At 67.7% G+C, this 19,720-nt stretch carries 19 protein-coding genes; 6 read left to right on the top strand and 13 right to left on the bottom strand.

The window, feature by feature from the left end; translation table 11 throughout:
- Nucleotides 1-20: 20 nt before the first annotated feature.
- The 4 genes from Bsp3421_RS30150 to Bsp3421_RS30135 form a co-directional block, all read right to left on the bottom strand.
- Entirely contained in the window at nucleotides 21-776 is a 756-nt protein-coding gene (locus tag Bsp3421_RS30150) for an ABC transporter ATP-binding protein (RefSeq protein ID WP_274000137.1), read from the bottom strand.
- The gene (locus Bsp3421_RS30145; RefSeq protein WP_274000134.1) at nucleotides 773-1,552 is read right to left on the bottom strand and encodes an ABC transporter ATP-binding protein; all 780 of its coding nucleotides are present in this window, start codon (nucleotides 1,550-1,552) and stop codon (nucleotides 773-775) included. Before Bsp3421_RS30145 ends, Bsp3421_RS30150 begins: the two co-directional genes overlap by 4 nt.
- A 337-nt stretch (nucleotides 1,553-1,889) precedes the next feature.
- Entirely contained in the window at nucleotides 1,890-3,578 is a 1,689-nt protein-coding gene (locus Bsp3421_RS30140) for a GMC family oxidoreductase (RefSeq protein WP_274000133.1), read from the bottom strand.
- Between the two features lie 116 nt (nucleotides 3,579-3,694).
- Complete coding sequence (locus Bsp3421_RS30135) at nucleotides 3,695-5,218, bottom strand: CoA-acylating methylmalonate-semialdehyde dehydrogenase (protein WP_274000131.1); 1,524 nt, start codon at nucleotides 5,216-5,218, stop codon at nucleotides 3,695-3,697.
- A 111-nt stretch (nucleotides 5,219-5,329) separates the two neighbouring features.
- Here Bsp3421_RS30135 and Bsp3421_RS30130 point away from each other — a divergent pair, with 111 nt between their 5' ends.
- The gene (locus tag Bsp3421_RS30130) at nucleotides 5,330-6,229 is read left to right on the top strand and encodes a LysR family transcriptional regulator (RefSeq protein ID WP_274000129.1); all 900 of its coding nucleotides are present in this window, start codon (nucleotides 5,330-5,332) and stop codon (nucleotides 6,227-6,229) included.
- A gap of 203 nt (nucleotides 6,230-6,432) precedes the next feature.
- Nucleotides 6,433-6,966, top strand: coding sequence for a class IV adenylate cyclase (locus Bsp3421_RS30125; RefSeq protein ID WP_274000128.1), 534 nt, complete (start codon nucleotides 6,433-6,435; stop codon nucleotides 6,964-6,966).
- Nucleotides 6,967-6,993: 27 nt separating this feature from the next.
- On the opposite strand, the gene Bsp3421_RS30120 is transcribed toward Bsp3421_RS30125, so the two are convergent.
- Entirely contained in the window at nucleotides 6,994-7,485 is a 492-nt protein-coding gene (locus Bsp3421_RS30120) for an Lrp/AsnC family transcriptional regulator (protein WP_274000126.1), read from the bottom strand.
- A 140-nt stretch (nucleotides 7,486-7,625) separates the two neighbouring features.
- Here Bsp3421_RS30120 and phhA point away from each other — a divergent pair, with 140 nt between their 5' ends.
- Entirely contained in the window at nucleotides 7,626-8,519 is an 894-nt protein-coding gene (phhA, locus tag Bsp3421_RS30115) for a phenylalanine 4-monooxygenase (protein ID WP_274000124.1), read from the top strand.
- A gap of 84 nt (nucleotides 8,520-8,603) precedes the next feature.
- Entirely contained in the window at nucleotides 8,604-8,909 is a 306-nt protein-coding gene (locus Bsp3421_RS30110) for a 4a-hydroxytetrahydrobiopterin dehydratase (RefSeq protein ID WP_274000123.1), read from the top strand.
- Nucleotides 8,910-9,006: 97 nt separating this feature from the next.
- Here the strand turns inward: Bsp3421_RS30110 and Bsp3421_RS30105 are convergent, their stop codons facing one another.
- Nucleotides 9,007-9,237, bottom strand: a complete 231-nt coding sequence (locus Bsp3421_RS30105; RefSeq protein ID WP_252982067.1) for a DUF3717 domain-containing protein — start codon at nucleotides 9,235-9,237, stop codon at nucleotides 9,007-9,009.
- Nucleotides 9,238-9,358: 121 nt separating this feature from the next.
- Between Bsp3421_RS30105 and Bsp3421_RS30100 the strand changes: the two genes are divergently transcribed.
- Nucleotides 9,359-10,051, top strand: coding sequence for a response regulator transcription factor (locus Bsp3421_RS30100; RefSeq protein WP_004195796.1), 693 nt, complete (start codon nucleotides 9,359-9,361; stop codon nucleotides 10,049-10,051).
- A gap of 102 nt (nucleotides 10,052-10,153) precedes the next feature.
- Nucleotides 10,154-11,698: a sensor histidine kinase gene (locus Bsp3421_RS30095; RefSeq protein ID WP_274000121.1), complete on the top strand. Its 1,545-nt coding sequence runs from the start codon at nucleotides 10,154-10,156 to the stop codon at nucleotides 11,696-11,698.
- Nucleotides 11,699-11,717: 19 nt separating this feature from the next.
- Here the strand turns inward: Bsp3421_RS30095 and Bsp3421_RS30090 are convergent, their stop codons facing one another.
- The 7 genes from Bsp3421_RS30090 to Bsp3421_RS30060 all read right to left on the bottom strand — a co-directional run bounded on the left by Bsp3421_RS30090 (nucleotide 11,718) and on the right by Bsp3421_RS30060 (nucleotide 19,526).
- Nucleotides 11,718-13,211, bottom strand: a complete 1,494-nt coding sequence (locus tag Bsp3421_RS30090; protein WP_274000119.1) for an insecticidal delta-endotoxin Cry8Ea1 family protein — start codon at nucleotides 13,209-13,211, stop codon at nucleotides 11,718-11,720.
- A 95-nt stretch (nucleotides 13,212-13,306) separates the two neighbouring features.
- Entirely contained in the window at nucleotides 13,307-13,828 is a 522-nt protein-coding gene (locus Bsp3421_RS30085; protein ID WP_274000117.1) for an SET domain-containing protein, read from the bottom strand.
- A 200-nt stretch (nucleotides 13,829-14,028) separates the two neighbouring features.
- On the bottom strand, nucleotides 14,029-15,141 hold the full coding sequence (locus Bsp3421_RS30080) for an NADH:flavin oxidoreductase/NADH oxidase (protein ID WP_274000116.1): 1,113 nt from the start codon (nucleotides 15,139-15,141) through the stop codon (nucleotides 14,029-14,031).
- Nucleotides 15,142-15,241: 100 nt separating this feature from the next.
- Nucleotides 15,242-15,952 carry a glutamine amidotransferase gene (locus Bsp3421_RS30075; RefSeq protein ID WP_274000114.1) on the bottom strand — a complete coding sequence of 237 codons (711 nt, stop codon included), beginning with the start codon at nucleotides 15,950-15,952 and terminating at the stop codon, nucleotides 15,242-15,244.
- Between the two features lie 36 nt (nucleotides 15,953-15,988).
- Nucleotides 15,989-16,630, bottom strand: a complete 642-nt coding sequence (locus Bsp3421_RS30070; protein WP_274000112.1) for a MarR family winged helix-turn-helix transcriptional regulator — start codon at nucleotides 16,628-16,630, stop codon at nucleotides 15,989-15,991.
- 522 nt (nucleotides 16,631-17,152) lie between these two features.
- Nucleotides 17,153-18,268 carry a YbdK family carboxylate-amine ligase gene (locus tag Bsp3421_RS30065; protein ID WP_274000111.1) on the bottom strand — a complete coding sequence of 372 codons (1,116 nt, stop codon included), beginning with the start codon at nucleotides 18,266-18,268 and terminating at the stop codon, nucleotides 17,153-17,155.
- 43 nt (nucleotides 18,269-18,311) lie between these two features.
- Nucleotides 18,312-19,526: a cation:proton antiporter gene (locus tag Bsp3421_RS30060; protein WP_274000109.1), complete on the bottom strand. Its 1,215-nt coding sequence runs from the start codon at nucleotides 19,524-19,526 to the stop codon at nucleotides 18,312-18,314.
- Nucleotides 19,527-19,720: the final 194 nt, after the last annotated feature.

The raw sequence follows: 19,720 nt of genomic DNA, 5'->3' as shown, positions 1-19,720 counted from the left end.
CCGGTTGGACGGCCTCCGGGTCAGACGCCGAGCAGATCGTGCAGCACGGGCATCTTGGCGTCGAGCTGCGGCGCGCTGAAGTGCTCGACGATGCGGCCGTGCTCCATGACATAGAAGCGGTCGGCGAGCGGCGCCGCGAAGCGGAAGTTCTGCTCGACCATCACGATCGTGTAGCCGCGCGCCTTCAGCGTGACGATCATCCGCGCGAGGGTCTGCACGATCACCGGCGCGAGCCCTTCGGAGATCTCGTCGAGCAGCAGCAGGTTCGCGCCCGTGCGCAGGATCCGCGCGACGGCGAGCATCTGCTGCTCGCCCCCCGACAGGCGCGTGCCCTGGCTGTGCCGGCGCGAGGCGAGATTCGGGAACATCGTGTAGATGTCGCCGAGCGACATCGCGCGCTCGCTTGCGCCGAGCGCGGGCGGCAGCAGCAGGTTCTCCTCGCACGACAGGCTCGAGAAGATGCCGCGCTCTTCGGGACAATAGCCGACGCCGTAGTGCGCGATGCGATGCGTCGCGAGCGCGATCGTCTCGGCGCCCGCGATGCGGATCGAGCCGCTGCGCCGCCCCGTGAGCCCCATGATCGCGCGCAGCGTGGTGGTGCGGCCCGAGCCGTTGCGGCCGAGCAGCGTGACCACTTCGCCGCGGTGCACGGTGAGATCGACGCCATGCAGGATGTGCGACTCGCCATACCACGCCTCGAGGCCCGCGATCGCAAGCGCGGGCGTACCGCTCTCGACGCCGCTCAACTCACGCTCCTCCCGTTCGCTGTGCTTCATGCGTGCGCCCCCGCCAGTGCGGCCTCGGCGCTGCCCATGTACGCCTCGACGACGAGCGGGTTCTTCGACACCTCCGCGTACGCGCCTTCCGCGAGCACCTCGCCGCGCTGCAGGACGGTGATGGTGTCGGAAATGCCGGCGATCACGTTCATGTTGTGCTCGACCATCAGGATCGTGCGGCCGCTCGCGACCTTCTTGATCAGCGCGGTCACGCGATCGACGTCCTCGTGCCCCATCCCCTGGGTCGGCTCGTCGAGCAACATCAGATCCGGCTCCATCGCGAGCGTCGTCGCGATCTCGAGCGCGCGCTTGCGGCCATAGGCGAGCTCGACGGTCGGCACCTGCGCGAAATCGGTCAGGCCGACCTGGGTGAGCAGATCCATCGCGCGATCGTTGAGCCGACGCAGGCTGCGCTCGCTGCGCCAGAAATGGAATTCGGTGCCGAGCGAGCGCTGCAGGCCGATGCGCACGTTCTGCAGCGCGCTCAGATGCGGAAACACCGCGGAAATCTGGAACGAACGGATGATGCCGCGGCGCGCGATCTGCGCCGGCCGTTCGTCGGTGATGTCGATGCCGTTGAAGACGATCTGTCCCGCGGTGGGCTTCAGGAAGCGCGTGAGCAGGTTGAAGCAGGTGGTCTTGCCCGCGCCGTTCGGACCGATCAACGCATGGATCGAACCGCGCCGCACGCGCAGGTTCACGTCGTTCACCGCGGTGAAGCCCTTGAATTCCTTCGTCAGTCCGCGTGTTTCCAGAATCGTGTCGCCGAGAATCATGTTCCCTTCCATACGAAGTCAGGCGAAGCACCGGGAGCGTACGTTCAGGTGGCGGCGAATGATTCAGCGGACAAGCGGCTGCCCCCGTTCCGTGTGCCGCATCGGAGGTGGTCTCCCCACGCAGAATGCGCCCTGCACACTGCGCGTCATTGTCGCGCCGTTGGTGCAGTGCATTCATCGGGATTTGCACTTATAGGCCTGTAAGGATTGCGAGCATTGCACACCCGTATTGGCCAATACGCAGGATTTCTTACGACACGGCAAGCGCGCCGCGCGCACGAAAAAAACCGGATGCGGGTTAACCCATCATCCGGTTCGTCACGATCGCGGCGATTGTCTACACGGCGTGCGTCGGCGTCTCGACGGGCGTCTCGCGCGACACCGGCGCGGCGCGTCGACGCTCCGCGCGAATCAGTCCGCTCGCGCGTTCCGCGATCATCAGCGTCGGCGAGTTCGTGTTGCCGGACGTGATGGTCGGCATCACCGATGCGTCGATCACCCGCAGGCCGCTCACGCCGCGCACGCGCAAGCGGCTGTCGACCACCGCCGCCGGATCGTCGTCGCGGCCCATCCTGCAGGTGCCGACCGGATGGAAGATCGTCGTGCCGATCGCGCCCGCCGCCTCGGCCAGCTCCGCCTCGGTCTGGTAGCGCGCGCCGGGCAGCACCTCCTCGGGCGCATAGCGCGCGAGCGCCGCCGCGCCGGCAATGCGCCGCGTCAGGCGCAGCGCGTTCGCCGCGACCCGGCGGTCGTGCTCGGTCGCCAGATAGTTGGGCGCGATCGCCGGCGCGCGCGCGGGGTCCGGCGACACGATGTGGATGCTGCCGCGCGAGGTCGGCCGCAGGTGGCAGACCGACGCGGTGAACGCGTTGAAGCGATGCAGCGGCTCGCCGAAGCGGTCGAGCGACAGCGGTTGCACGTGATACTCGAGATCGGGCCGGGTGAGCGCGGGATCGCCCGGATCCGAGCGCGCGAACGCGCCGAGCTGCGACGGCGCCATCGACATCGGCCCGCTGCGCAGCAGCGCATATTCGGCGCCGATCGCGAGCTTGCCCCACCAATGCGCGGCGAGCGTGTTCAGCGTGCGCACGCCGCGCACCTTGAACGCCATGCGCAATTGCAGGTGATCCTGGAGGTTTTCCCCGACGCCGGGCAGATCGTGCACGACCTCGATGCCGAGCGCCTGCAGCCGCGCGCCCGCTCCGATACCCGACACTTCGAGCAGCTGCGGCGAATTCACCGCGCCCGCCGTGAGCAGCACCTCGCCGCGCGCGCGCGCGATCCGCCGCGCGCCGTCGCGGCGGTAGGCGACGCCCGTGCAGCGCCGGCCCTCGAACAGCACGCGCTCCGCCTGCGCTCCGGTGATCACCGTCAGGTTCGCTCGCGCCTGCGCCGGCCGCAGGAACGCCTTCGACGCATTCCAGCGCACGCCGCGCCGCTGGTTCACCTCGAAGTAGCCGACGCCTTCGTTGTCGCCGCGATTGAAATCGTCGGTGGCGGGGATGCCCGCCTGCTGCGCCGCCTGCGCGAACGCATCGAGAATCTCCCAGCGCAGCCGCTGCCGCTCGACCCGCCAGGGCCCGCCCGCGCCGTGCGCGTCGCTCGGCCCCGCGTGGTGATCCTCGCTGCGCTTGAAGAGCGGCAGCACCGCGTCCCAGCCCCAACCCGCGTCGCCCGTCTCGCGCGCCCAGCCGTCGTAGTCCTCGCGCTGGCCGCGCATGTAGATCATGCCGTTGATCGACGACGAGCCGCCCAGCACGCGGCCGCGCGGATACGACAGCGCGCGCCCGTTCAGCGCGGCCTCGGGTTCGGTCTTGTAGCGCCAGTCGGTGCGCGGATTGCCGATGCAATACAGATAGCCGACCGGAATGTGGATCCAGTGATAGTCGTCCTTGCCGCCCGCCTCGAGCAGCAGCACGGATACGTCCGCGTCTTCGGACAGACGATTGGCCAGCACGCAGCCTGCCGTGCCGGCCCCGACGACGATGTAGTCGAATTCGCCTTCGAGCGTTGCTTCAGTGGCCACCCTGAGCCTCCTTCCCGTGTCTCCTTGTCTCCCGCCGCGCCTGCCGCGCGGCCGCCCACGTCGGCGGACATCGATGCGCGCCGCGCGTCGCATGGACGCGCATCGATGCCGGACGCCTACTTCGCGACGGGCATCGTGAATTCCGCGCCCTTCGCGATGCTGTCCGGCCAGCGCTGCATGATGCTCTTGTAGCGCGTGTAGAAGCGCACGCCTTCCTCGCCGTACGCATGATGGTCGCCGAACAGCGAGCGCTTCCAGCCGCCGAACGAATGCCAGGCCATCGGCACCGGAATCGGCACGTTGATGCCGACCATCCCGACCTGGATCTGCCGCGAGAACGCGCGCGCGATCCCACCGTCCGATGTGTAGCACGATACGCCGTTCGCGAATTCGTGCGCGTTGACGAGCCGCACCGCGCTCGCGAAGTCCGGCACGCGGACCACCGCGAGCACCGGCCCGAAGATCTCCTCGCGATAGATCGACATGTCGGTCGACACCTGGTCGAACAGCGTGCCGCCGAGGAAGAAGCCCTGCTCGCGCCCCGTGACGACATGGCCGCGCCCGTCGACCACGAGCCGCGCGCCGGCCGCCACGCCGGCGTCGATATAGGCGGCCACCTTGGCGCGATGCGCGGCGGTGACGAGCGGCCCCATCTCCGCATCGGGCGCCATGCCGTCGGCGATCGTGAGCGCGCGCACGCGCGGCGCGAGGCGCTCGACCAGCGCGTCGGCCACCTCGCCGACCGCGACCGCGACCGAGATCGCCATGCAGCGCTCGCCGGCCGAGCCGTACGCCGCGCCGATCAGCGCGTCGACCGCCTGGTCGAGATCGGCGTCGGGCATCACGACCAGGTGGTTCTTCGCGCCGCCGAGCGCCTGCACGCGCTTGCCGCGCCGCGACGCCTCCGCATGGATCGCCTCGGCGATCGGCGTCGAGCCGACGAACGACAGCGCGGCGACGTCGGGATGGGCGATCAGCGCATCGACGGCGGCCTTGTCGCCGTGCACGACGTTGAACACGCCGGCGGGCAGGCCCGCCTGAGCGAACAGCTCGGCGAGCCGCAGCGAGGCTGACGGATCGCGCTCGGACGGCTTCAGCACGAAGGTGTTGCCGCACGCGATCGCGATCGGGAACATCCAGCACGGCACCATCATCGGGAAATTGAACGGCGTGATGCCCGCGACGACGCCGAGCGGCTGCCGCAGGTTCCAGTTGTCGATGCCGCCGCCGATCTGGTCGGTGAAATCGGTCTTCAGCAGGTTCGGAATCCCGCACGCGAACTCGACGACCTCGATGCCGCGCATCACCTCCCCTTTCGCGTCCGAGAACACCTTGCCGTGTTCGCGGGTGATCAGTTCGGCCAGCTCGTCGTGATGGCGGTCGAGCAGTTCCTTGAAGCGGAACAGCACGCGGGCGCGCTTGATCGGCGCGGTCTCGCTCCAGGCCGGAAACGCGGCCTGCGCCGCCGCGACCGCCGCGTCGACCTCCGCCGCGCCGCCGAGCGGCACGCGGGCCGTCACCGCGCCGAGCGCCGGGTTGAAGACGTCGCCGTAACGCTCGCTCGCGCCGTCGGCCGCGCGGCCGCCGATGAAATGGGACAGCGTGCGCACGTGTGCCGCGCCGGGTTGGGTCTCGCTCATGTCGGGGTTCTCCTCTGGTGGATCGCGTCGACCTGAAGCCTACCCGCGGGCGCCGCCGCGAATCCAATGAGTAATGTTCAAATGCGTTATAAGCCGCGCTAATATCACGGCATGGATATGATCCTGCTCCGCGCCTTCGTCGCGGTGGCGCGCGAAGGCAATCTGACGCGCGCCGCCACGCAACTGCACCTCACCCAGCCGGCCGTCAGCCTGCAGATCAAGCATCTGCAGGAATGGCTCGACCTCACCCTGTTCACGCGCACGCCGCGCGGCCTCACGCTGACGCGCGACGGGCAGGCGCTGCTGCCGCACGCGGAACGCGCGCTCGCGGCCGCGGCCGACGTGCAGCGCGCGGCCGCCGCGCTGCGCCAGGAAGTGCGCGGCCGGCTGCGGATCGGCACGATCCTCGACCCGGAATTCCTGCGGCTGGGCGGCTTCCTGCGGCAGCTGGTCGAGTCCTATCCGCAGATCGAAACCGCGCTGCGGCACGGGATGTCGGGCTGGGTGCTCGATCAGGTGCGCACGCACGAACTCGATGTCGGCTACTACATCGGCCAGCCGGCCGAGGACGACCCGCGCGACGCGGCGCTGTTCCACACGCTGACGCTCACGCATTTCCAGTACCGGGTGCTCGCGCCCGCGGGCTGGAAGGAGCGGGTGCAGCGCGCGCGCGATTGGCGCGCGCTCGCCGCGCTGCCGTGGATCTGGACGCCCGCCGCGTCCGCGCATCACCGGCTGCTGTCGCGCCGCTTCGGCGAGCTGCGCGTGCAGCCGGTGACGGTGGCGGAAGTGGACCAGGAACTGTCGATGCTGGACCTGGTGAAGTCGGGCGTGGGCCTCACGCTCGCGCGCGATTCGATCGCGCTGCGCGAGGCGCATGCGCACGCGCTGACGATCGTCGAGCGCGTGACGGTGCCGACCGAGCTGACTTTCGTCACGCTCGCCGCGCGCCGCGAGGAGCCCGCGATCGCAGCGGCGCTGCGCCTGATGGAAGCGCAGTGGGCGGACTGAGCGCGGGCGCGGCGAGCCCCGGCGCCTGGCCGGATGGGCGACGCCGCCCGGCGCGCGAACCGGGCCCGGGCCCTTCCTGCCGGGCCCGGCCACCCGGGCCGGACCGTGACGTCGGCGCCCCGCCCCACGCGCGTCACGCCGCCGCCCCGGACTTTTTGCTAGATTGTCCGTTCACACCCGACCACCGTTCGAAGGAGATCCGCATGGCCCGCAACATCGAGATCAAAGCCCGAGCCCGCGCGTTCGACCAGTTGCAGGAGCGCGCGGCGGCGCTCGCGACCGACGCCCCGCTGTTCTACCGTCAGCAGGATTTCTTCTACGACGTGCCGCGCGGCCGGCTCAAGCTGCGCCGCTTCGAGGACGGCACGCCCGCCGAGCTGATCTTCTACCAGCGCGACGACCGCGACGGCCCGAAGGCGTCGTACTACACGCGCAGCCCCGTCACCAATCCCGACGCGATGCACGCGCTCCTCGCCACCGCGCTCACCACGCGCGGCATCGTGACCAAGGAGCGCCACGTATACCTCGCCGGGCGCACCCGCATCCACCTGGACCGGGTCGACGGGCTCGGCGACTTCGTCGAACTCGAGGTCGTGCTCGCGCCCGACGACGACGAGGCGGGCGGCGAGGCCGAGGCGCACGCGGTGTTCGCGCGGCTCGGCGTGTCGAACGACGATCTCGTCGCGGTCGCCTACGTCGACCTGCTCAACCAGGCGCAGCAGGACCTGCCCGCGTAAGGCCGCCGCCACGCGCCGGCGGCCGCCTCACGCGGCCGGCGCGCCGGGCTCCAGGTGCGCGAGCGGCAGCGGGCCGTTGCGCTTGAAGGTCGTCAGCACAATGTTCGAGCGCACGCTGTCCACCCCCGGCACCCGCATCAGCTTCTTCATCACGAACGACGACAGCGCGTTCAGATCCGGCGCGACGATCCGCAGCAGATAGTCGGCGTCGCCCACCACCGCATGGCATTCAAGCACTTCCGGCAGCACGTCGATCTGCTGCTGGAACTGCTCGATGATCGAATCGCCGTGGTGCTTGAGCTTCAGGCTCGTGAACGCGGTCACGCCGAGCCCGAGCCGCTCGGGCCGCAACACGACCCGATACCCGTCGATGACGCCCGCCGACTCGAGGCGCTGCAGGCGCCGCCCGATCTGCGACGGCGACAGCGGCACCTCTTCGCCGAGCTGCTGGTGCGTCGCCCGGCCGAAGCGCTGCAGCACCTCCAGGAGCGCGAGATCGAAGTGATCGAGTTCAACCATGAATATTCTCCGCATTGATTCAATATTTGATGCGTGATTATCGCATTACGAGCCAAATCCACGCCACCTTTGCGCCCAATCCGCATGCCCCCCGCTCTACACTTGCATCTATTGAAACCGATGCCCAACCAGAGCCGATCATGTCCACCGTCGTCACCGCGAAACTGAAGGAACAGTTCGACGCGGGTCTCGAAACCCGCGCCGATTTCACCATCGACCAGCCGCTCGAACGCTACGGCCAGGTCGACCACGCGGTGTGGAACCAGCTGTACGACCGCCAGGCGGCCCTGCTGCAAGGCCGCGCGTGCGACGCATTCGTCGCCGGGCTCGCGCGCCTCGACCTGTCGGCGGCCGGCGTGCCGTCGTTCGCGGCCGTCAACCGCCAGCTGAAGGCCGCGACCGGCTGGGAAATCGTCGCGGTGCCGGGCCTCGTGCCCGACGTGGTGTTCTTCGAGCACCTCGCGAACCGCCGCTTCCCGGTCACCTGGTGGATGCGCCGCCCGGACCAGCTCGACTACCTGCAGGAACCGGATTGTTTCCACGACCTGTTCGGTCACGTGCCGCTGCTGATCGATCCGGTCTTCGCCGACTACATGCACGCGTACGGCCGCGCGGCCCTCGCGGTCGCCGACGATCCGCAGGCGCTCGCGCTGCTCGCCCGCCTCTACTGGTACACGGTCGAGTTCGGCCTGATCCGCGACGCGTCGCAACCGGGCCGCCTGCGAATCTACGGCGCGGGCATCGTGTCGAGCAAGGGAGAAACGCTCTACAGCCTGGAAAGCGCGGCGCCGAACCGGATCGGTTTCGATCTCGAGCGCGTGATGCGCACCCGTTACAGGATCGACACGTTCCAGAAGACCTACTTCGTGATCGACGATTTCGCGCAGCTGTTCGCGCTCGCCGACGTCGACGCGCGCGCGCTGGCCCGCCGCCTCACGCCGCTGCCCGAGCATCCGGCGGGCGCCGTGCTCGACGCCGACCGCGTGCTGACGCGCGGCACGGGCGAGGGTTGGGCGGACGATCCTGACGCATGAGCCGCAAGTTGTGAAAGAATGTCCGGCACGGTGCGCCGCCGCGAAGCCTGCGCGCGGCCGCGCCGCTACCGAACGAGGCCTGCAATGATTCACAAACTGACATCCGAAGAACGCAAGACCCTGCTCGAAGGCCTGCCCCACTGGTCGGCCATGCCCGGCCGCGATGCGATCCAGCGCAGCCTGCGCTTCGCCGATTTCAACGAAGCCTTCGGCTTCATGGCGCGCGTCGCGATCAAGGCGCAGGAAATGGATCACCATCCCGAGTGGTTCAACGTCTACAACCGGGTCGACATCACGCTGTCGACGCACGACGCGAACGGGCTCACCGAACGCGACATCAAGCTGGCCCGCTTCATCGACGAGGTCGGGCGCGAGGCGCATCCCGCCTGAGCAAATATTGCGTAATAACCCTGACCGGAATAAAAAAACCTCGCGTCAACGTTTCGCTTTCAGCAAGCGTTTTCTATGATGAATGACGCGAAAGCCTTCAGCTTTCCAAGCCGTCCTTAAGGCGCACGTAAGACTCCCAGGCCTTGCGTGCGCCAGGGTCCAATCCTTCCAGTTGCAGCGCACTCCGGCGCTGTACAATCAGCAGCGCATACGGCTTGGAAAGCGCGCTTGCCTCTTCGCAGAGTTTGAGTTCGTCGCCGCTCGAAGGCGAGCGGGCGCGCCAGAAATTGATCGCGGCTTCAAGTTCGTGGATCGAGATGTCGGACATGTTGGTATGGATGTGTTCGATGGCCGCCTTGCTTGTCGTCAGGCATGCGATGTTCCTGTGGAAACGGCGTCGTGCTGTCCGCGTGCCTGAACCGCCAACCCATTGTACTTGAGCGAATCTCATGCGACTCCTTCTGATCGAAGATGACCGCCCCATCGCCCGCGGCATTCAAAGCAGCCTCGAACAGGCTGGCTTCACCGTCGACATGGTCCACGACGGGATTTTTGCCGAGCAGGCGCTCGCGCAGAATCGCCACGAACTCGTAATCCTCGATCTCGGCCTGCCCGGCATCGACGGCATGACCCTGTTGTCGCGCTTTCGTCAGACCAACCGGCACACGCCCGTCATCGTGCTCACCGCGCGCGACGAGCTGAACGACCGCGTGCAGGGCCTGAACTCCGGCGCCGACGACTACATGCTCAAGCCGTTCGAGCCCGCCGAACTCGAAGCGCGGATCCGCGCGGTGATGCGCCGCAGCGGCCCGCACAGCGACATGCCGCGCCCCGAGGTCTCGCTGGGCGGTGTGCGCCTGTCGGGCGTCGACCGCCGCATCTTCAACGACGACAAGCCGCTCGAACTGTCGCCGCGCGAGTTCGCGGTGCTCGAGATGCTGCTGCTGCGCCACGGCCGCGTGGTCAGCAAGGCCCAGCTGCAGGACCACCTGACCCACTTCGGCGGCGATCTCGGCGACACCGCGATCGAAGTCTACGTGCACCGGGTGCGCAAAAAGCTCGAGCAGTGCCGGGTCGAGATCGTCACGGTGCGGGGCTTCGGCTACCTGCTGCAGGAAATCCGCCAGACCGCGAGCGTCTGACGCGCCCGTGCGGGCCGGCGTGCAGCGCGCGCCCGCCCGCGATCGCCTTGATGCCAGACCGCGCCGCTCGGCCGAGCGGCGCTTATCTTTTTTATCCGCGCGATGTCTTCTGATCCGGCTGTGACCAGCCTGCGCCGTTCCTTGCTGCGGCGCCTCGCCGCGCCGCTGTCGATGCTCGCGCTGATGAGCGGCCTGATTGCCTACTGGCTCGCGTGGCAATACACGCAGCACGTGATCGACCGTTCGCTCGCCGATCTCGCGACCGCGATCTCGAAGCAGATCCAGATCGCCGGCCCCGACGCCCCGTTCACCGTGCCGCCGCTCGCGCAGGCGATGTTCTCCGACCCGACCGACCAGCTGATCTACCGGATCAGCGACGGCGAGCACGAGCTGGCCGGCGATCCGAAGCTGCCGCTGCAGGGCACGAGCGTGCGCCGCATGCACAACGCCTACGTGTTCGAGGCCGACTACGAGAATCACTCGGTGCGGGTCGCGCAGGTGCGCGTCGAACAGGCGGACGGCGGCAATCCGATGATCGTGCTGGTCGCGCAGCCGGTGCGCCACCGCTACCAGATCGCCGCGGAATTCCTCGTTGCGATCATGATGCCGCTGCTGTTGCTGCTGCTCGCGGGCTGGGGCATCGTGTGGCGCGTCGTCAACCAGCAGCTCGGGCCGCTCACGCATCTCGCCGATTCGCTGAATCGGCAGACCCACACGTCGCTGGAACCCGTCGACGAGACCGAGGTGCCGCTCGAGATCCGGCCGCTGACGAGCGCGATGAACGCGCTGCTCGGCCGCCTGAAGACCGCGCTCGACGCACAGCGCAAGTTCATCGCGGACGCCGCGCACCAGCTGCGCACGCCGCTCACCGCGGTCAAGCTGCACGCGGAACAGGCCGCGGTCGCACGCGATCCGCAGCAGACCCTGGGCGCGGTGCGCGAGCTGCGCGCGGCCGCCGATCGCGCGGTGCGGCTGTCGAACCAGCTGCTGTCGCTCGCGCGCGCGGAGCCCGGCGAGCAGGCCGCGCGCTTCGTCGACGTCGACGTCGCCGCGCTCGCGTTCGAGACGGGCGCCGAGTGGGTGCCGCGCGCGCTCGCCGCGCATGTCGACCTCGGTTTCCAGCGCACCGACGAGCCGGCCTCGAACGATCCGGATCATTCCCACGCCGACGATCCGCCGCTGATCGCGCGCGGCAATCCGGTGCTGCTGCGCGAGGTGATCGCGAACCTGCTCGACAACGCGCTCAAGTACGTGCCGCTCGCGCGCCCCGAAGGCGCGCGCATCACGGTGAACGTGTCGCGCTGCGTCCTCGCGGAATCCGACGCCGCCGAGATCAGCGTGGAAGACAACGGCTCGGGCGTGCCCGCGAACCAGCAGGCCGACCTGTTCAAGCGCTTCTTCCGCGGCGACGCGCAAAGCGGCAACGGCGTCGAGACCGGCGCGGGCCTCGGCCTCGCGATCGTGCACGACATCATCGTGATGCACGGCGGCACCGTCACCTATCGCGACGCGCCCGACGGCGGCTCGCGCTTCATCGTGCGCATCCCGCTCGTGAACCCCGCTGCCGCGCCTTCCGCTGCGTCGGGCGTCGCTACGCCGGGCGTCGCCGCACCAGGCGCGGCCGAAGCGTCGACCCCTTCCACGTGATGACCGCGCCCGCGTCCGTTCAGCGGCGCGGGCGGTCGTCGATGTCGCGCCAGAACGCCTCGCGCCGCGCCTGCAACGTCGGCGAGATGGCCCTCGGCAAATAAGCCGGCCCCGTATTCGGCTCGGCAACCGCGCCGATGTACAGCAGATCCTTCACGTGAGGCGGCACGTAGCGCGCGTCGCGGCTGAAACCGAAGATCACGCAGCCCAGGTCGCTGTCGTAGTACCGGCTGCGCGACCACATGTTGAGCGTCGTCAGCATGCGGCCGGGAATCGTCACCTCGTGGGTCGGCGTCCCCGGCAGATCCGTGCGGTTCCACAAGGTCTTGCGCGTGCCGTCGGCCAGCACGAGCGTCAGTGCGACCGGGATGCTGCCGCTCGTCACGACCGCCTTCGCGACGTTGAAGCGCCGCTCCGGCCCGGGCGCGGGAAACGCGACCGTGTAGCGCTCGACGCCGCCCAGCGGATCCGCGAGGATTCCATAACGATCGCTGCGCGCCGCTCCCCACACGCGCGGCCCCTGCCCCGTCGCGTGCCGCACGTTCACGACGCGCGGCGTGGCGTTGAACAGCTCGATGTCGATCGCGGTGAAGTCGGCCAGCGGCGTGCCGAACGGCGTCGCCACGCCGTTCGCGGCCCAGCCGCGGCATGTGCCGTCCCAGTCGTCCGCGGTCCCGTAGGCGAGGCTGTATACGTCCTTGAACGGCAGCATCGTCGCGACGCCCGGATGACGGACCGGATCGAGCAGTACGAGCAGCACCCGGTAATCGTCGATCAGCACGATCCGCTGCTGCTCGAACGGTTGCCAGTAGTCGTGCAGCGCCGTCTGATGCGGGCCCGGCGAGGCGGGCGCGGAAGACGCGAGCCGGGCCCGTTCGTGCGCGACCGCCTGGTCGAGATGGGCGACGTACGCGTCGGTGGTGTCGCGCGCCTGCTGCACGACGTCGGCATAGGCCGCCGCGTTCCAGCCCCAGTCCTTGCCGTTCAGCACGCAATCGCGCAGCAGGCTCATATGCAGCTGCGTAAACAGCGCGAACAGCGGCGCGAGCGTCCATTCGTGGTCGGGGTTCCGGAATTCGGCGGCCGCCGCGACGAACAGCGTGTTGGTCGCGATGAACTGCATGCGCATCGTCGGGCCGTCCTTCGTCGCGACCGCCTGCACATACAGCTTCAATGCATCGCCCAGGCCCGCGAGCTTCGCCTTCAGCAGGCTGAACACCGCGGCGTCGAGCTTGCGGTCGATCATCGCCTCGACCTGCTGGCGCACCTGTTCCCAGGGATCCGGGCCGCTCGACGGCCACAACAGCGACACCAGCGTGGACAGCAGGCCGCCCACCTCCGGAATTTCCGATACGCCCCAGGTCAGCAGGATCTTCAGCGTGTTGAGGATGTCGCCGTCAGCCAGGTTGCCGAGCGGCGCGGCCGAGGCGACCGGTGCGCCGTGAACCGCCGGCAGCGTCAGCGCGAGACCCAGCGCCGGCACGGTTTTCAGCAAGGAACGTCGTGTGAGCATCGTCAGCGTCTCCCGTTCTTTTCACGGTGTGTCCTTCCTGACTGACGATCATTTTCGGGATAGGTTCCGGCGGGGACGCCGGCGCACCCGCCCGATCACTTCTTCTTTTTCTTGTCCTTGCCGCCCTTGGCGTCCTTCTTGTCCTTCTTCTTTTTCTTTTCGCCGGCCTCATCCGTGGTCGCGAGCAAGGTGCCCCGACACGTGCTCGCGCCGCAGCGGCATGCGTACTCGCGCTTGAGCTTCTTGGTCAGGCGCGCGTCGATCACGAGGCCGTAGTCGTAGAACAGTTCCTCTTCCGGCGCGATGTCGCGCAGCGCGTGCACGTAGACGCGGCCGTCCACTTCCTCGGCCTCGCAGTTCGGCGCGCACGAATGGTTGATCCAGCGCGCGCTGTTGCCGTTGATCTTGCCGTCGATCACGCCGCCCGCGTCGAGCGCGAAGTAGAACGTGTGGTTCGGCTCGTCCGGATCGTGCGGATGACGGCGCAAGGCTTCCTTCCAGGAGATCCGCTCACCCTTGTATTCCACTACGCGCTCGCCCGCCTTGATCGGCGCCACGGCATAGACGCCCTTGCCGTGCACTCCCGAGCGGCGCACCGCGATCCTGCGTGAACTCATCGAACGAATCCTTGTGAAGACAGCTTGTACGTGAAGCGTCGCAAGCACCGACGGCGCGCGCGAAGCGCCGCCCCAAATGGAAACGCGGCGCCGCCTGGCGCCGCGTGCGGCCCGCGACAAAACACCCGCATCCTACACGGTTGATGTCGCTTCGTTCAACATCAGGCGTCGAAAACGCGCCGGCTCGCGGCGCGATCCGTTCAACGCTGGCCGAGCGTCGTGCCGCCGAACAGGTGCTTCTGCTCGCGCGGTTGCGAGCGCCAGTATTGCGGCGGCGCCGTGACCGTCGCGCCGAGCTGGGCGGCCGCATGCCACGGCCAGCGCGGATCGTAGAGCATCGCGCGCGCCATCGCGACGAAGTCCGCGTCGCCCGCCTCGATCAGGCGATTCGCGTGTTCGGGATCGCTGATCAGACCGACCGCGAAGGTCGGCATGCCGACCGCGCGCTTCACCGTCTGCGCGAACGGCACCTGGTAGCCGGGCGACAGCGGGATCTTCTGCAGCGGCGACACGCCGCCCGACGATACGTCGATCCAGTCGCAGCCGCGCGCCTTCAACGCGTGGCCGAACGCGACCGTGTCCTCGAGTTCCCAGCCGCCGTCGACCCAGTCCGTCGCGGATACGCGCACCCCGACCGGGCGATCGTCGGGAAACGCCGCGCGCACGATCTCGACGATCTCGAGCGGGAAGCGCATCCGGTTCTCGCGCGTGCCGCCGTATTCGTCGGTGCGTTGGTTCGCGAGCGGCGACAGGAACTGGTGCAGCAGGTAGCCGTGCGCCGCGTGCACTTCGATCGCGTCGATACCGAGCCGCGCCGCACGGCGCGCGGCCGCGCGAAACGCCTCGCGGACCCGGTTCAGGCCCGCGGCGTCGAGCGCGAGCGGCGGCGTCTCGCCGTCCTTGTGCGGCACCGCGGACGGCGCATGCGGCAGCCAGCCGCCGTCCGCAACCGGCACCAGCTGGCCGCCGAGCCAGGGCACCTGGCTCGACGCCTTGCGGCCCGCGTGCGACAGCTGCATCGCGATCCGGATCGGTGAATGCTTGCGGATCGCGGCCAGCACCCGCGCGAGCGCCGCCTCGGTGACGTCGTCCCACAGGCCGAGATCGGCCGCCGAGATCCGCCCGTCCGGCTCGACCGCGGTCGCCTCCAGGCACAGCAGCCCCGCCCCCGACAGCGCGAGATGGCCGAGATGGATCATGTGCCAGTCGCTGGCCTCGCCGCGCTCGGCCGAGTACTGGCACATCGGCGAAATGACGATGCGGTTGGGTAGCGTCACGCCGCGCAGCGTGAACGGGGAGAACAGTGCGCTCATGAAATTCGCCCGCAGGAAAGAGAAGTGCAAACGAGGTTAACACGCGGCGCCGCGTCGTGCAGGCTTCGTGTCAGACGAATTTCAAAGGGATTTCAGGCGCTCAGGCGCCGACCGCGTCGAGCCAGTCGCCGAACATCCGGCGCGCCGCGCCTTCGAGCGTCGGACCGTGGCGCAGGGTCTGCGCGCGCAGCTGCTTCGCGTCGGTTCCCGGGGTCGCCGCCAGTTCGCCCGCATGACCGATCAGCCAGGGCTCGAAACCGTCGGCGCGGATCTCCGGATGGCATTGCAGCGCCAGCACGTGGCCGCCCCACGAAAACGCCTGGTTGCGGCAGGCCGGCGTCGACGCGAGATGGATCGCGCCGGGCGGCAGGTCGAAGGTGTCGCCATGCCAATGCAGCATGGACGTGGCCGCGCCATCGAGATGGCGCAGCGGCGACGCGCGGCCGGCGTCCGTCAGCGTCAACGGCGTCCAGCCCAGCTCCTTGTGCGCAGCCGGGTAGACCTTCGCGCCCAACGCGCGCGCGATCAGTTGCGCGCCGAGGCAGATGCCGAGCGTCGGCAGGCCCGCCTCGATCCGCCGCCTGACGAACGCCGCCAGCACCGCGGTAGTCGGATAGAGGTCGTCGTCGTAGGCGCTGACCGGCCCGCCGAGCAAGACGAGCAACGACGGCTCGAGCGGATCCAGCACCTCGAAGCGCGACCCGCCGACGTCGACATAGCGTACGCGCGTGCCGCGCTCGCCGAGCACCCGTTCGAAACTGCCGAGGTCCTCGAAATGCACGTGGCGGATCGCAACGACTTCAGCCTTCATCAGCGGGCTCCGGGCGAACGAGCTGCGCGACGCGGATTACGCCTGCGCGAAGATCTTCCAGGTTTTCTTCTGCGTGGCGGCGTCGGCCTCTTCGTGCACCGAACAATCGAGCCGCAGATCGCTGTCGGCCATCGACAGGTCGAGCAGCGCGCAGCGGTACACCGTCTTCTTGCCCGACTTCGCCGGCTGGAAGTGCTTGCAGGTCACGCACATGCGATGCGGCGGCACATCGCCGTTCATCTGCAGTTCGCGCAGCGTCTTCAGCAGCGCGCGGTACAGCGCACCTTGCTCGTCCGCGCCGAGCAAGCCGACCGCCTTCGTCAGGAAGTCCGGCCACTGCAACGCTTTCTTCGCCGCGGTCCGGCCGCGCGCGCTCAAGCGTACGGCCAGCGCGCGGCCGTCGTCGAGCGCACGACGTTTTTCGACAAGACCCTTGTGTTCGAGCGTGCTCACCGCATCGCTCGTCGTCGCCGCCGTCAGCTGCGTCTCGCGTGCGATCTCGCCGAGGCGCATCGGCCCCTTCCGCTGCAACAGCAGAACTAGGATCTCACCCTGCGTCGGCGTCAATCCCGCGCCTTCCGCCCAATCCCATGCCTGACTCCGCATGGCCGTGCTCAACCGCAACAGACTGTGTGTCACACGTCCTGCTGCCTGGTTCCCGTATACGCCTTCGCTCATAGTCTTTTCGCTGTTGCCGGTCGCCTTCACCCCGGGCGACCATTGTGGGGAGATCTGATCCGGATCCCTATCTCAAATGGACGCGCCTGGACAAGCGCGTCCCGCACGCTCGCATCGAGGCACACGACGCGAACCTGCGCACGGTGCGACACTCCCGTCAGCGTCGGTCACCGCGAAGCCGACATTCTAAGCGAGAGAGGAAAATCGCACAGCTAAGTTATCCAATCCAGACTGTGGATAATGGCTGGATAACCACACCTTCATCCTGTGCGGGATTTCTTGATGAATATCAAACCGCGACGGTGGAGCAATTTCCGATCCCGGCGCGGCGCCATCGACTGCGCCTTGCTCCACACGGTTATCCAGTTTACAGCTTTTTGACTTTACAACGGAATCCGGGGTTATCCACAGTACCTGACGCACGCGCGCAAACGATTTGCGGTTCGTATGCGGAAAGCCGGAGGAAACCTGGGGTTAACCGGAACTCCGGGTAATCGAGTACTCGAATGGAAAAACTATTTTTCATTCGCGCCAGCGTAGACACTGCTGTCGCACCGTCTCGTTCAACGATTTTTCCTGTTTGAATACGGTTCTCAGCCACGCCGCGTCATTGACGCGCGCCTTCGCGAGCGAGCCGATCTGGTCGAGCGCGGCGCGCGAGCCCAGCGCGGCCGCGTGCGGCGCGATGCGGTCGAGCGTATCGAGGATGTCTTCGGCGATCGTGCGGCGCTCACTTGTCTGTGGGTTCACGCAGGTGCCCTCCAGTCCAAATCTGCACGCTTCGAAACGATTGAACGTATAGACCAGATAATCGTCCTCGGACAGCGTGAGCGGTTTGTCGAGCAGCAGGTAGCGCGCGAGCGTCTGAATGTAGCAGGCGATCGCCGCCGCGCGGTCGACCGACAAGGGCGTGTCCATGACCCGCACCTCGATCGTGCCGTAGCCGGGCTTCGGGCGGATGTCCCAGTAGAAGTCCTTCATGCTGTTCACGACGCCGGTGTTCACCATCTTCGTGAAGTACTCCTCGAAGCCGTTCCACGACAGCACGAACGGCGCGCGCCCGGACAGCGGGAACGCGAACACCGAATTCAGGCGTGCCGAATGAAAGCCCGTGTCGACGTTCTGGACGTAGGGCGACGACGCGGACAGCGCGATGAAGTGTGGAATGAAGCGCGACAGCGAGTGCAGCAGGTACAGCGCGCTGTCCGGATCGGGACAACCGATGTGCACGTGCTGGCCGAACACCGTGAACTGCTTCGCGAGGTAGCCGTACAGCTCCGAGATGTACTGGAAGCGCGGCGCATCGAAGATCTGCCGCTCGCTCCATTGCTGGAAGCCGTGCGTGCCGCCGCCGCACAGCCCGACGTTCAGCTGACCCGCGGCCTTCACGAGCGTATCGCGGATGACGTGCAGTTCGCCCAATGCCTGATCGTGCGTTTTGCACACCCCGGTCGACAGCTCGATCATGCTTTCGGTGATTTCCGGCGTGATGTTGCCGGGGAACTGCTCGTCCTTGATGAGCCGCATCAGATCGGACGCGGCTTTCGTCAGATCGTAGTTGTGCGTGTTGACGATCTGCATTTCGAGTTCGATGCCGAACGTGAACGGCTCCGAATTGTTGAACGTTTCGAGTGCCATGGCGATTTCCGGATAACGGGAGGACGCGCGCGAGGCGCGTCGGTCAGTTGCTGTCGCGTCGCTCGCCGACGGCTGACAGGCAGCGGTAGACGAGGAACGGCCCCGCCAGTTGCAGGATGACGATCGAGCACATGATCACTGCGCGCAACTGCGGATCGAAGTTCGGGTAGAGCTGGTAGGTATCGTCGGTCAGCAGGTAGGCCAGCGCGGACATCGGCGCGAGCGACAGGCCGAGCGCGATGCCCTGCTTCGCGCCGATCCCGCTCGGCTTTGCGAACGCGAGCACGCCGACCAGCTTCGCGATGAGCCGCGCGACGATCAGCACCACGGCAATCAGGCCGCCCGCCGCGAGATCGCCCCATTCGAACGAGGTCAGCGTGAGCACGAACAGGATCACCGTGAGCAGCCAGCCGGCCGTGCCGAAATGCTCGGGCCACAGCTGCGGCCGCGCTTCGAGATTCTTCACGATGATGCCCGCGAGCAGCAAGGTCAGCATGGTCGACAGCCGCAGCGCCTGCGCGACGGCGATCGCCAGCACGACGAGACCGAACAGCGCGACGAACGAATGCTCGTCGCGCAGGGTCGTCGCGACGTGACGGAACAGGAAATTGCAGGCGCGCGCGAACAGGTACGCGACGATCAGCGATCCCGCGAGCAGGTAGAGCGGCTGGAGGATGGTCGCGAACACATTGCCGTACGCCTCCTGATGCAGCCAGCTCGTGACGAGCTTGGTCAGCACCACCGCGTAGACGCTGTTGAGCGCGGACAGCGTGATGAGACGCTGCGACACCTGCCCTTCCGCGCGCAGCTCGGTTTTCAGCTGGAGCACCATCGCCGGCGAGGTCGAGATCGCGATCGCGGCCAGCACGATAGCCACCATCCCCGGCACCTTCAGCAGCAGCAGCGCGGCCAGCACCAGGACGAAGGTCAGGGTGGCTTCCGCGAGACTCGATGCGATCAGCCACGGGTTGCGGCGGATCCAGCGCAGGTCGAGGCGGTTGCCCAGTTCGAACAGCAGCAATCCGAGCGCGACGTTGATCAGCAGCCGGGAGGTGTCGTCGGTGCTCGCGTCGATCACGCCGAATCCGAACGAGCCGGCGATCAGGCCGATCACCGCATAGCCGGTGATGCGCGGCAGGCGCCAGGCGCGATGACAGAGTTCGCCGCACAGGCCGGCGGCGAACAACGCGAACCCCGCCCAGAACACGGCATCGGGCGTCAGCGGCCAGCTAGGCAGAAATGAGAATGCCGACTTCATCGTGGTGACTTCTCCTTTGGAAGGCAACCGCCAGCGACACGACGGACAAGCGAAATGAACGAGTGGTGCGCGCGCCGACTGGGTCGTTGCCCCGTGATTCGTCGTTGATAGGTGGATGCAGGGTATGGGTGAGCCCGCATCGCTGCCCTGGATGCGTATGGGGCAGACTCACGGCCGATCGTATGCCGGCCTGA

It is taken from the genome of Burkholderia sp. FERM BP-3421, from assembly GCF_028657905.1.
Classification (GTDB): Bacteria; Pseudomonadota; Gammaproteobacteria; order Burkholderiales; family Burkholderiaceae; genus Burkholderia.
The sequence above is the reverse complement of the archived record's forward strand: the minus strand, read 5'-3'. Positions and strand labels throughout refer to the sequence as shown.

Bases quoted from the DNA above. Each gene is read 5' to 3' on its own strand.
- Bsp3421_RS30090 (WP_274000119.1), bottom strand. From the start codon at position 13,211: ATGCTCACACGACGTTCCTTGCTGAAAACCGTGCCGGCGCTGGGTCTC.
- Bsp3421_RS30130 (WP_274000129.1), top strand. From the start codon at position 5,330: ATGGATATGATCCTGCTCCGCGCCTTCGTCGCGGTGGCGCGCGAAGGC.
- Bsp3421_RS30080 (WP_274000116.1), bottom strand. From the start codon at position 15,141: ATGAGCGCACTGTTCTCCCCGTTCACGCTGCGCGGCGTGACGCTACCC.
- Bsp3421_RS30100 (WP_004195796.1), top strand. From the start codon at position 9,359: ATGCGACTCCTTCTGATCGAAGATGACCGCCCCATCGCCCGCGGCATT.
- Bsp3421_RS30145 (WP_274000134.1), bottom strand. From the start codon at position 1,552: ATGATTCTCGGCGACACGATTCTGGAAACACGCGGACTGACGAAGGAA.
- Bsp3421_RS30150 (WP_274000137.1), bottom strand. From the start codon at position 776: ATGAAGCACAGCGAACGGGAGGAGCGTGAGTTGAGCGGCGTCGAGAGC.
- Bsp3421_RS30110 (WP_274000123.1), top strand. From the start codon at position 8,604: ATGATTCACAAACTGACATCCGAAGAACGCAAGACCCTGCTCGAAGGC.
- Bsp3421_RS30105 (WP_252982067.1), bottom strand. From the start codon at position 9,237: ATGTCCGACATCTCGATCCACGAACTTGAAGCCGCGATCAATTTCTGG.
- phhA (WP_274000124.1), top strand. From the start codon at position 7,626: ATGTCCACCGTCGTCACCGCGAAACTGAAGGAACAGTTCGACGCGGGT.
- Bsp3421_RS30120 (WP_274000126.1), bottom strand. From the start codon at position 7,485: ATGGTTGAACTCGATCACTTCGATCTCGCGCTCCTGGAGGTGCTGCAG.
- Bsp3421_RS30075 (WP_274000114.1), bottom strand. From the start codon at position 15,952: ATGAAGGCTGAAGTCGTTGCGATCCGCCACGTGCATTTCGAGGACCTC.
- Bsp3421_RS30095 (WP_274000121.1), top strand. From the start codon at position 10,154: ATGTCTTCTGATCCGGCTGTGACCAGCCTGCGCCGTTCCTTGCTGCGG.
- Bsp3421_RS30065 (WP_274000111.1), bottom strand. From the start codon at position 18,268: ATGGCACTCGAAACGTTCAACAATTCGGAGCCGTTCACGTTCGGCATC.
- Bsp3421_RS30125 (WP_274000128.1), top strand. From the start codon at position 6,433: ATGGCCCGCAACATCGAGATCAAAGCCCGAGCCCGCGCGTTCGACCAG.
- Bsp3421_RS30135 (WP_274000131.1), bottom strand. From the start codon at position 5,218: ATGAGCGAGACCCAACCCGGCGCGGCACACGTGCGCACGCTGTCCCAT.
- Bsp3421_RS30070 (WP_274000112.1), bottom strand. From the start codon at position 16,630: ATGAGCGAAGGCGTATACGGGAACCAGGCAGCAGGACGTGTGACACAC.
- Bsp3421_RS30060 (WP_274000109.1), bottom strand. From the start codon at position 19,526: ATGAAGTCGGCATTCTCATTTCTGCCTAGCTGGCCGCTGACGCCCGAT.
- Bsp3421_RS30085 (WP_274000117.1), bottom strand. From the start codon at position 13,828: ATGAGTTCACGCAGGATCGCGGTGCGCCGCTCGGGAGTGCACGGCAAG.